At 64.0% G+C, this 10090-nt stretch carries 8 protein-coding genes; 3 read left to right on the forward strand and 5 right to left on the reverse strand.

All coding sequences use genetic code 11. The features are described from left to right. Window positions 1-2 precede the first annotated feature (2 nt). The 5 genes from D5400_RS18015 to D5400_RS18035 form a co-directional block, all read right to left on the reverse strand. Complete coding sequence (locus tag D5400_RS18015; protein WP_126011357.1) at window positions 3-1523, reverse strand: AMP-binding protein; 1521 nt, start codon at window positions 1521-1523, stop codon at window positions 3-5. Beyond that, window positions 1516-2028, reverse strand: coding sequence for a (2Fe-2S)-binding protein (locus D5400_RS18020; protein WP_126011359.1), 513 nt, complete (start codon window positions 2026-2028; stop codon window positions 1516-1518). Before D5400_RS18020 ends, D5400_RS18015 begins: the two co-directional genes overlap by 8 nt. Next, window positions 2016-2843, reverse strand: a complete 828-nt coding sequence (locus D5400_RS18025; RefSeq protein ID WP_126011361.1) for an FAD binding domain-containing protein — start codon at window positions 2841-2843, stop codon at window positions 2016-2018. Before D5400_RS18025 ends, D5400_RS18020 begins: the two co-directional genes overlap by 13 nt. Beyond that, complete coding sequence (locus tag D5400_RS18030) at window positions 2840-5818, reverse strand: xanthine dehydrogenase family protein molybdopterin-binding subunit (protein ID WP_126011363.1); 2979 nt, start codon at window positions 5816-5818, stop codon at window positions 2840-2842. Before D5400_RS18030 ends, D5400_RS18025 begins: the two co-directional genes overlap by 4 nt. Before the next feature lie 95 nt (window positions 5819-5913). Then, complete coding sequence (locus D5400_RS18035; protein ID WP_126013546.1) at window positions 5914-6780, reverse strand: helix-turn-helix transcriptional regulator; 867 nt, start codon at window positions 6778-6780, stop codon at window positions 5914-5916. Between the two features lie 276 nt (window positions 6781-7056). Between D5400_RS18035 and D5400_RS18040 the strand changes: the two genes are divergently transcribed. The 3 genes from D5400_RS18040 (at window position 7057) to D5400_RS18050 (ending at window position 10088) form a co-directional block, all read left to right on the forward strand. Further along, window positions 7057-8247: a carbohydrate kinase family protein gene (locus D5400_RS18040; protein ID WP_126011365.1), complete on the forward strand. Its 1191-nt coding sequence runs from the start codon at window positions 7057-7059 to the stop codon at window positions 8245-8247. Window positions 8248-8276: 29 nt separating this feature from the next. Beyond that, entirely contained in the window at window positions 8277-9029 is a 753-nt protein-coding gene (locus D5400_RS18045) for an ATP-binding cassette domain-containing protein (protein WP_126011367.1), read from the forward strand. Window positions 9030-9101: 72 nt separating this feature from the next. Further along, window positions 9102-10088: an autoinducer 2 ABC transporter substrate-binding protein gene (locus tag D5400_RS18050; RefSeq protein WP_126011369.1), complete on the forward strand. Its 987-nt coding sequence runs from the start codon at window positions 9102-9104 to the stop codon at window positions 10086-10088. Window positions 10089-10090 lie beyond the last annotated feature (2 nt).

Genomic DNA, 10090 nt, shown 5'->3' on the forward strand with positions numbered 1-10090 from the left:
GCTTATTGATGTTCGGGAATGCGTTGTTCTTCGCGATATTCACCCGCAACCAGCATGCGGCGCAGGATCTTGCCGACGGGCGATTTTGGGATGTCCTCGACGAAGACGATACGGCGGGGCCGGCGGAAATTGGCGAGGCCTGAGGTCTTGCAGTGCTGGTCGAGTTCTTCGGCCGTCACGTTGCCGCGACGCTTGACGAAAGCGGTGACGACCTTGCCCCAGCGTTCATCCGGAAGACCGACGACAGCCACTTCGGCGACGTCGTCATGCAGCGACAGGCAGCTCTCGACCTCGACCGGCGACACGTTCTCGCCACCGGTGATGATCATGTCGTCGGCGCGCCCCGTGACGAACAGATCGCCGTCTTCGTCGAAGAAGCCGGTATCGCCGGTGAAGTACCACCCCTTGCGCAAGGCCTTTGCGGTCGCGTCGGGCCGGTTCCAGTATCCTTCGAAGGCCTCGTCGCTCTTGGCGAGGGCAATGATCTCGCCTTCCTCGCCCGGTGCGGCAAGCTCATCGGGATCGGCGGCATTCAGCTTGGCGACGCGGATCATCTGGTTGATGCCGGCACGCCCCGCAGAGCCCGGCTTGGCTGCCGCCTTCTGCTCGATGCTGAACGTGTAGATCTCCGACGATCCGTAGTGGTTCACGAACAGTTCGGGCTTGAAGGCGTCGTCGAGCTTGCGCAAAAGCCCGTTTGTCATCGAGGCACCCGCATAGCCAAGCTTGGTGACCGACTTCACGCGCTCGGGAGAGAAGGCTTCGTGATGCACCACGTCATGATAGAGCGTGGGAACGAGATAGAGATTGGTGATCGCCTCGGCCTCGATAAGGTCGATGGCCTTGCCGGCATCGAAGCGCGGCAGGCAGATGAAGGCGCCGCCTGTCAGCGAAGACGCTATCAGCGACCGCACGCCCATCGTGTGATAGAGCGGCATGACGCCGAGCGTGCGCTCGCCATGGCGATAGAGGTTCTGCGCCACATGGGCGAGCGCTCCGGCCCGTTCGGCACGATGGCGGCGCGGCACGCCCTTGGGCTTCGATGTCGTGCCGGACGTGTAGAGCATCAGCGACCAGTCTTCCGCCGAAGCCTGGGGCACGGCGAGCGGCGCATTCCCCTGCATCAGTTCAGCCAGCTCGGCGGCGGACTTGCGGATGATGCCGGCAGCTTTGGCAGACGTTGCGACGGCGTCTTCGGTGACCTCCTCGTAGAACACCGCCTTGGCGCCGGAATCGTCGACCCCGTGATCGACCTCGTCGGCTTTGACCCGCCAGTTGAGCGGCGTGACGATGATGCCGGCGAACTGGCATGCCCAGTGCAGCGACGCATTCTCCCAGCGGTTCTGCATGGCCGTCAGCACGTGATCGCCACGCGTCAGGCCCATCTCCCCGAGGCCCACGACCAGCGCCGAAATGCGCGCGTACCATTCGGCATAGGTTAGCCGTGTTGTACCATCCACGATGGCAAGCGCATGCGGATCGCGATCCACACTCGCCACGAAACTCGTTCCCAGATCAAACATTGCTCTTCACCTCTCTCCGGATTTCATCGAGAGCCGACAGCGCGGCCTCCACGATCGTCACGTATCCGGTGCACCGGCAGAGGTGACCGGAAAGATGGTCGCGCACCTCGTTGCGGCCCGCGTCTGGCCGTGCGCTGATCAGCGCATCGAGCGACATCAGGATGCCCGGCGTGCAGAAGCCGCATTGGAGGCCGTGGTGCCGCTTGAATGCTGCCTGGAGCGCAGAGAGCCGGCCTTCTCCGGGCGACAGCGCCTCGACTGTGCGGATGTCGGCTCCTTCCGCCTGAACGGCGAGCATCAGGCAGGCACGTGCCGGTGCACCATCGACCTGGATCGTGCACGCGCCGCAGACACCGTGCTCGCAGCCGACATGGGTGCCGGTCAGGCCGATCTCGTGGCGGATGAAGTCGCTCAGAAGCATCCGGCTTTCCGCATCGGCCCTGACGGGCAGACCGTTGAGCTTAAACGTGACGGTCTTTTTCTCGTGGGCATTCAGGCGAGACATGCGGCAGCCTCCTCGATGGTGCGGCGGCCCAAACGCCTGACGAGTTCGCGCCGATAGCGGGCCGAGGCGTGGATGTCGTCGCGGGCGTTCAGGTCCCAGGCGATCTCGTTCAGTGCATCGTCCAGGCCGGAATCGTCGGGCAACGGCACGTCGAATCGTCGGGGGCGGTCGTCCACGCCGGCAATGGCGATCGATGCGGAGTGCTCGGTCACGATGGCGGCCACCGCCGTGATCGCAAAATCGCCGTGGCGCCGTCCGATCTCGTTGAAGCCGTAACCGGTGCCATCGGCCCGGGCCGGGAACGACACCGCCTCGATCATCTCGCCCTCGGCGAGTTCCGTCGCCATCATGCCCAGGAAGAAATCTTCGGCACTGATCGTGCGCTTCTTGCGTTTGGTGCGCAGATGCACGCTTCCCCGAAGCGCAATCAGCGACAGCGGCAGTTCCGCGCTCGGATCGGCGTGGGCCAGCGAGCCGCAGACCGTTCCGCGCGCCCGGGTCTGCACATGGCCGAGCCACGGCAGGGCCATCGCCACCAGCGGCAAGCGGTTGGCAAGATCCGGCCACGCTTCGAGCTTGGCCTGGCGCACACCGGCGCCGATGAGGATGTCGCCGCCGCTTCGCTCGATCTTCTGCAGCGCCTCGATACGCATGATGTCGACGAGGACTGCAGGACGGGCAAGGCGCATGTTCAGCATGGGCACCAGTGACTGGCCGCCTGCGATGACGCGCGCGTCGCCGCCCGCTTCGTGCAGTGCATCCAGGGCCTCGTCGAGCGTTGCGGCCTGCAGGTAGTCGAACGCTGCGGGCTTCATGCGCGCCTCCCCAGAAGAGACCTCAATCGGGCCATCAGGCCGGTCGACGGAGCTTCGGCGGCCTTGCCGCGCCCGGCATACCGGGCGAGCGACTGGAAGAACTGGCCGATGACCACGCGTGCCGCGCCGTCGAGCAGGCGTCCGCCGATGGACGCGACCTTGCCGCCGATACCGGCTTCGTAGCTGTAGGAAACGCGGGTGCCTTTTTCCGTTGCGGTCAGCGTGATACGACCCTGCCCTCGGCCTGATCCGAGAGCGCCTTCCGTGCCGCCCGAAAGCGTCACCGCCTCAGGTTCGACCATGTCGGACAGTTCGATATCGGCCCGGTAACGCCCCTTGACCGGGCCAACCCCCAGGGTGACATCGGCGCGGAAATGCGTCTCGGAAATCTTCTCGACCTTGTGGGCGCCGGGAATGATCGCTTCCAGCGTCCTGGGATCGAGCAGCATCGCCCAGATCTCTTCACGCGTGGCGGAAACCTCTGCCGATCCTTCGCCCGACAGTGCGCGTTCGCCCTCGCGCGCCTTCAGCGGCTTCGCGTCGCTTTTCGGCCGGGCCGAGGGCTTTTCGTCGCCGTGGATGAGCGCCGAGATCTTGCTCGGCGAGAGCGGCAGCGTCAGGTCCTCGACGCCCGTGGCATCGGCGATGGCGTTGGCTATGCAAGCCGGCGTCGACATGCAGTTGCCTTCACCGACCCCTTTTGCGCCAAGCGGCGTGAAGGGCGACGGGCTTTCGAAATGGAGGATCACCGGCTCCGGTGTCTCCATCACGGTCGGGATCAGATAATCGGCGAGCGTTCCGGTGAGGAAAGCCCCGTCGGAGCCATAGGCGTATTCTTCGTAGAGCGCAGCACCCACTGCCTGGGCAAAGCCGCCGCGGACCTGGCCATCCACCATGCCGGGATGCAGGATCGTGCCGCAATCATGCATCGTTACATATCGATCGATACGGGCAACGCCGGTGTCGCGGTCGATTTCCACGCCGCAGAAATCAAAGATGAAGCCGTGGCAGAGCGATGAATTGATACCATCCTCGGCCGTTGGCGCGGTCAGTTCGTCGGGCGTCCAGAACACGGTTTCGCGAATGGTCTGCCCGGTGCCTTCCGGGACAGTTCCCGGCGCCCAATGGCTTGCTGCGGCGACGCGCGCGAACGAGACGGAGTTGTCGGGATTGCCACGGTCGAACACCTTGCCATCTGCGAAGTCGACGTTGTCGGCAGTGACATTCAGCTGTGCGGCAGCAATCGTCGCCAATCTGCCGCGCAGCCGGTCAGCGGCCAGCCGCGCAGTGCCGGCGACGGCTGGTGCGAAACGGCTGGCATAATTGCCGGATGCGATCGACCAGGCGTCCCGGTTGGTGTCGAGTTCCGTGTTGACCCGGACGGCGCTCAGAGGAAGGCCCAGCCGGTCGGCGACGACCTGGGCGAGCACCGTGCGATGGCCCTGCCCTTGCGGCACCGATGCGACCTTGACGGTGACCGAACCGAGCGGGTCGATGCCGACCGTCGCCACGGCCTGTGCGCCATTTTTCGGCCCGGCCTTGGCGCGTGCCTCCGGCGTCAGCAACGTGGTGATATAGCCCATGTTGGAGACGCTCGGCTCCACCGCGGCGGTGAGGCCGATACCGTATAACCTGCCTTCCGCGCGGGCTGCATCGCGCCGGGCCATCAGTTCGTCGAGCCCACCTTCGGTGACGGCGCGGTCAAGCGCGGCGGCATAGTCGCCTGAGTCCAGAAGCGCGCCGGTCGCGGTGCGATAGGGAAAGGCGTCGCTCGGCACCAGGTTTTTCCGGATCACATCGAGCCGGTCGAGGCCGAGTTCGTCGGCGATCTTGTGGACGAGCCGCTCCAGCGGGAAATAGATCTGAGGGCCGCCGAAGCCCCTGTTGAGGCCAGTCGGCGTCTTGTTCGTCAGGACGACCCGGTTGCGGATCGTGACATTGTCGATGGCATAGGCGCCGGTCATGTTGCCATGCATGCGGTAGAGCGTCGCCGGTTCGGGCGCCCTGAGATGCGCGCCGCAATCCTCGATCTGGTCCCAGGAGAGCGCGGTGATCCGGCCGTCCGGCTCCACCGCCGCTTCCAGTGTCGTTACCCGATTTGTCGCCGAGACCGACGCGGTCAGGTGCTCCAGGCGATCCTCGATCCACTTGACGGGCCTGTCGGCAACCCGTGCAGCAATGGCAATGAGCACCACATAAGGAAACACGCCCTGCTTGACGCCGAAGGAACCGCCGGAATCCGGCGGGGTGCGCAGGCGCATGCGGTTGCCGGGAACCTTCAGCGCACGTGACAGAACCGCGTGGATAGAGAACGGACCCTGGAAGTTCGCCGTGACGTCATAGGCGTCTTCGCCGGGGTCATATTCGGCGATGACGCCATAGGTCTCGATGGGCGTGCAGGAATTGCGCGGATAGGCCGTGGTGATGGAAATGCGGTGTGCGGCAGCCTCGAAGGCAGCCTCTGGATTGCCGTAGCGAAACGAACGCTCATTGATCAGGTTCGTGCCAAGCGACGGATGGAGGACGGGCGCGTCGTCGGCAAGCGCCGCGCGCGGATCCATCACCGGCGGCAGAGTCTCGTAAGTGACCTCCACGAGATCCAGCGCGTCCTCGGCGATATAGCGGCTCTCCGCCACCACGAGCACGACGGGCTCGCCCACATACCGGACGCGGTCGCGGGCCATCGGCCAGCATTCCACATCGGCCTTCACGCCGACGACGAGGCTGTTGGTCAGGCTTGCGACGTCCTCGCCCGTGAGGACCGCGTAGACGCCTGGATGCGCCTTGGCTTTATCGGTGTCGATAGCCCTGATTTCGGCATGCGCATGCGGGGAGCGCAGGAAAGCGGTGTAGGCGGTATCGCGGCGCGTCGGCAGATCGTCGATGTAGCGTCCGCAGCCTTTCAGAAGGCTCGCATCCTCGACACGTTCGACAGACTGTCCGACGAGGCTTTGCGGCCTCGTTAGCTCGTTCATGGCGTCTCCTCCCTGGCGCATGCGTTGGAAGCAGCACCATGGCGTGGAGGAAACAGCCGTTGAGACTAGTCGGCGATACCGGGACGTCTCACGACTTACCGAGAAGTCTCATATTGCGACCCGGCGAGGCGTGTAACGGAGCGAAATACGCTTGGCGAGGACCCGGCGTGATCGTGGAAGAAGCGCGAGAAATGCGCTGGAACCGAGAAGCCGAGTCGCTCGCCGATGGCGGCGAAGGTCTCTTCCCCGTCGGAGACCGCGCTGACTGCGCTTTCCAACCGCTGGACGTTCAGATAGACCCGCGGGCTGACGCGCATGACGCTTTCGAACTGCCGGAAGAAGTGCGCCCGCGACATGCCGACATCGGTTGCCAACGTGTCCATGTCGGTGATCACGCCGGGGTTCGCCGTCATCAGCATCACCGCCTTGCGGATGCGGAAATCGGAGGGTTCGCGTGCAGCCAGTGCGCTGATCGACTGGGGCACGCTGCGCCAGGCTGTGAACCGCTCGATGACGGTGATCATCAGCCGGCCGAGCATGTCTTCGTGCAGCGCAGCAGCATCCGGCGCATGCACCATCGCCTCTGCGAGCTCGCGGGCGAGCCGCCTGATATCAGGCGTGATGGAGCCGGCTGCGGCTTCGAAAAAGTCCGGCGCGTCGCTCGCACCCCAGTTCTTACGGAAGTGCTGCAGCCACTGAGGCTCGATATAGAGCGCCAGGATCACCGTTTTGGGCCGCGCCAGATCATGGTCGTAGGCGTGCGGCTCCCAGGCGTTGATCAGCACCGCCGTTTCATCGGTCAAGGGAACAGCGCGATCACGAACGAAAAACTGAGTGTCGGCGCCCTCGACCTTCAGCAGCACATGGCAGTGCGGATGCGCATGACGCACCAACGGCCTGTCCATGTCGAGCAATGCTACTCGACCAAATCGACCTCTGGCGATACGCAGTGCACTAGACATCGTGGGCTTCGTTGTTGATCGACCGACGCTCAAACTGCGTTGATCGGCTTTCGCTGTCAAATGTGGCAGCACGCACATGGATCGCGCCGGGTACCATTGCTCCGCAAGCATCCCGACGGTTCCACATCTCGACGGGGGACCACCCTGCTCCAAATTTGAATATTGTTCAATTATTGCCGCGCTTTCTGCTGCGCATTCGACCAGTTTTGCCGTAAATTTGGGCTTGTCCGCGCTGATAAACTCTGTTTCATTGAAGCGGTTCAATAAAGGCTTTCGATGAAACGCGCTCGCCCCACCATTTCTGATGTTGCCCGTGAGGCCGGCGTTTCGGTCGGAACGGTGTCGAATTACCTGAATGGCACAGCCAATGTGCGACCGGCGACGAAGCTCAGGATCGATGGCGCCATTCGCAGGCTTGCCTACCGCCCAAGCACGTTCGCCCGTGCGCTGTCGACTGGCTTTTCCGGCGGGCGCGCGGGTGATCGGTCAGCGATGCCGCGGCTCATCGTCGTCGGCTATACGAGCGTCGACTACATGTGCCGGGTCGACGTGCTGCCCCACCGCGACGACCGGGTGACCGCCCATCACATCGAAAAGGGCCTTGGCGGCCCCGCCGCAAACCTTGCCGTTGCAGCCGCCGGCATCGGTGCCAACGGCACGTTTGGCCTCGACGTCGAGCTGGCCACCGCGCTTGGTGACGATCCAGACAGCGAATGGGCGATCGTCGAGCTCGCCGCCAAGGGCGTCCATGCGGTTGCCATCCGCCGGCCGGCCAACAACCGCCTTTCACGCTGTATCGTCTTCATCGAACCGAACGGCAGCCGCACCATCGTCAACGAACCTTTCGAACTCTCCGAAATGGATCTGACGGATCATTTCGAGCTGGATCGCGAAGACCGCACATCCTGCCTGCACATCGAGGGCTACCATCTCGATCGCATGCGCGGATCGATCGGCCGGTTTCATGAGGCGGGCTGGTTGGTGACCCTTCACAGCGCCGGACTGCCGAGCGCAGCCCGGACCCAGGCGGGCTTCCAGGACCTGATCGGCGAGCTCGACATCGTCTTCATCGGCGACGCGATGCTCCGCGAAATCTTCGATATCCGGGTGTCCGGGCAAGACCTTATCGACGCCATCGACGTTCGGCTGGCGCGGCTCGCAAAGCGTGGCACGCTGGTCCTCACGCTCGGACCGATGGGCGCCATCGTCTTTCCGGCAAGCGGCGAGCCGCCCTTCGCGGTCGCAGCCCTGCCAGTTCGGCCTGTCGATGCAACGGGGGCCGGAGATAGTTTCGCGGGCTCGTTCCTCGCCTACCACCTCAACGGCGCCAGCCTTCGGGAAGCAGCACAATACGCCGCCGCCAGCGCGAGCCTCACCGTCACGACGGAAGGTGCGCAAGGCCGCACGGCGACCCACGAGGATCTCGTCGAGGCCCTCAACGAACACCAATTGCAGCAGGCTTCATGACATGGCCATCCGCATTAAGAGGTCGACCCATGGTTTTTAGAATGTCCGGCATCGTGAAGCGCTTCGGCGGGCTTGTCGCTCTCGACCGCGTCGATTTCAGCGTGGCCAAGGGCGAAGTCATGGCGCTCGTCGGTGACAATGGCGCGGGCAAATCCACGCTCATCAAGACGATGTCGGGCGCTCATGTGCCGGACGAAGGCACGATCGAGATGGAGGGCAAGCTCGTCCATTTCCGCTCCCCGCAGGAAGCTTGGGCAAGCGGCATCGCGACGATCTACCAGGAACTCGCGCTCGCCGGGAAGATGACGGTCGTCGACAACATCTTCCTCGGCCGCGAAATCAAGAAGCCCGTGCTGGGCGTTCCCTTCCTCGACCGGCAGGCGATGCGCAAGCGCACTAGCGAGCTCTTGAGCCAGCTCGATGTCCATGTGCCGAGCATCGATTCCTGGGTTGAATCCATGTCGGGCGGCCAGCGCCAGGGTGTGGCGATCGCACGCGCGCTCAACATGGATGCCCGCCTGATCATCATGGACGAGCCGACCGCTGCTCTTGCCGTCGCAGAAGTGCGCAAGGTTCTGGAGTTCATCAAGAACCTCCGGGCCCAGGGCAAATCGGTCGTCCTCATTTCCCACAACATTCAGGACGTCTTCGAAGTTTCCGACCGCATCTCGGTCATGCGCCACGGGCGCTGCATCGCAGTTCGGGAGACGGCGAAGACGACACCGCAGGAAATCATAGGTCTCATCACCGGGGCCCATGAGGTGCGCGCCGCCGCTTCGTGACGGCGCGAAAAGGCCAGCGGACGGCCTCAAAAAGATCCGTGAAGGCATAACCAGAACCAAGGGAACATCGACATGAAGAGCATTCTGAAAAGTGCCGCACTCGGCCTGCTTGCCACCAGCGCGATCGTCGGCGCTGCCTTCTCGCAGGACACCGTGCGCGTTGCATTCGTACCGCAGATCCAGGGCATTCCTTACTACGTCGCCATGGAAGAAGGCGCGAATCGTGCCGCCGAAGCATTCGGCGTCGAGTACATCCAGCAGGGCCCGACCAGCACGAATGCCGCCGACCAGCTGCGAATCTTCGAAAGCTTCGTCAGCCAGGGCGTCGACGTGGTCGGCGTCTCTCCGGTCGATGTCGAAACCCTGAAGCCCGCGATCGCCAGCGCCCGCGCACAAGGCATTCACGTCATCACTTCGGATGCCGATGCTGCCGGCAGCGAGCGCGAGTTCTACGTCGCCCAGGCCATGGACCAGGATCTCGGCTACACGATCCTCGACGAAATGGTCTCCCGCACGGGCCCGGATGCCAAGATCGCGATCATCTCCGACGCGCCGACCATCGCCAGCCTGAACGCCTGGATCGCAGCGATCCAGGAACGCGCTGAGACCGAGTATCCGGATCTCGAGATCGTGTCGGTCGACCACACCGACGGCACCGCATCGCGCGCCTTCCAGTTCGCGACCGACGCCATGACGCGCAATCCCGATCTCGCCGGCATCATCGGCATCGCGTCCACGACCTGCCCCGGCATCGGCCAGGCCGTAGAGGCTGCCGGCCGCCAGGGCCAGATCGTCACCGCGGGCTTCTGCTCGCCGAACACGGTCAAGGACTATGTGCTCAGCGATGCGATGACCTATTCGGTGCTGTGGAACCCGGCTGACCTCGGCTACCTCACCGTCTGGGCGGGCAAGCAGGTCGCCGACGGCGTCGCCTTCGAGGCCGAGCCTGCAGTCGAGGGACTTGAAGCCAATGTCCGCTGGCTGGAAGACGAAAAGATCCTGCTGCTTGGCGACCCGATGGTCTTCACCAAAGAGAACATCGAGCAGTTCGACTTCTAAGA

Origin of the sequence: Georhizobium profundi (assembly GCF_003952725.1) — a bacterium.
In the GTDB taxonomy this organism is placed as follows: Bacteria; Pseudomonadota; Alphaproteobacteria; order Rhizobiales; family Rhizobiaceae; genus Georhizobium; species Georhizobium profundi.

Excerpts from the sequence above, each read along its gene's own strand:
- D5400_RS18015 (WP_126011357.1), bottom strand. The coding sequence starts at position 1,523 with ATGTTTGATCTGGGAACGAGTTTCGTGGCGAGTGTGGATCGCGATCCG.
- D5400_RS18020 (WP_126011359.1), bottom strand. The coding sequence starts at position 2,028 with ATGTCTCGCCTGAATGCCCACGAGAAAAAGACCGTCACGTTTAAGCTC.
- D5400_RS18025 (WP_126011361.1), bottom strand. The coding sequence starts at position 2,843 with ATGAAGCCCGCAGCGTTCGACTACCTGCAGGCCGCAACGCTCGACGAG.
- D5400_RS18030 (WP_126011363.1), bottom strand. The coding sequence starts at position 5,818 with ATGAACGAGCTAACGAGGCCGCAAAGCCTCGTCGGACAGTCTGTCGAA.
- D5400_RS18035 (WP_126013546.1), bottom strand. The coding sequence starts at position 6,780 with ATGTCTAGTGCACTGCGTATCGCCAGAGGTCGATTTGGTCGAGTAGCA.
- D5400_RS18040 (WP_126011365.1), top strand. The coding sequence starts at position 7,057 with ATGAAACGCGCTCGCCCCACCATTTCTGATGTTGCCCGTGAGGCCGGC.
- D5400_RS18045 (WP_126011367.1), top strand. The coding sequence starts at position 8,277 with ATGGTTTTTAGAATGTCCGGCATCGTGAAGCGCTTCGGCGGGCTTGTC.
- D5400_RS18050 (WP_126011369.1), top strand. The coding sequence starts at position 9,102 with ATGAAGAGCATTCTGAAAAGTGCCGCACTCGGCCTGCTTGCCACCAGC.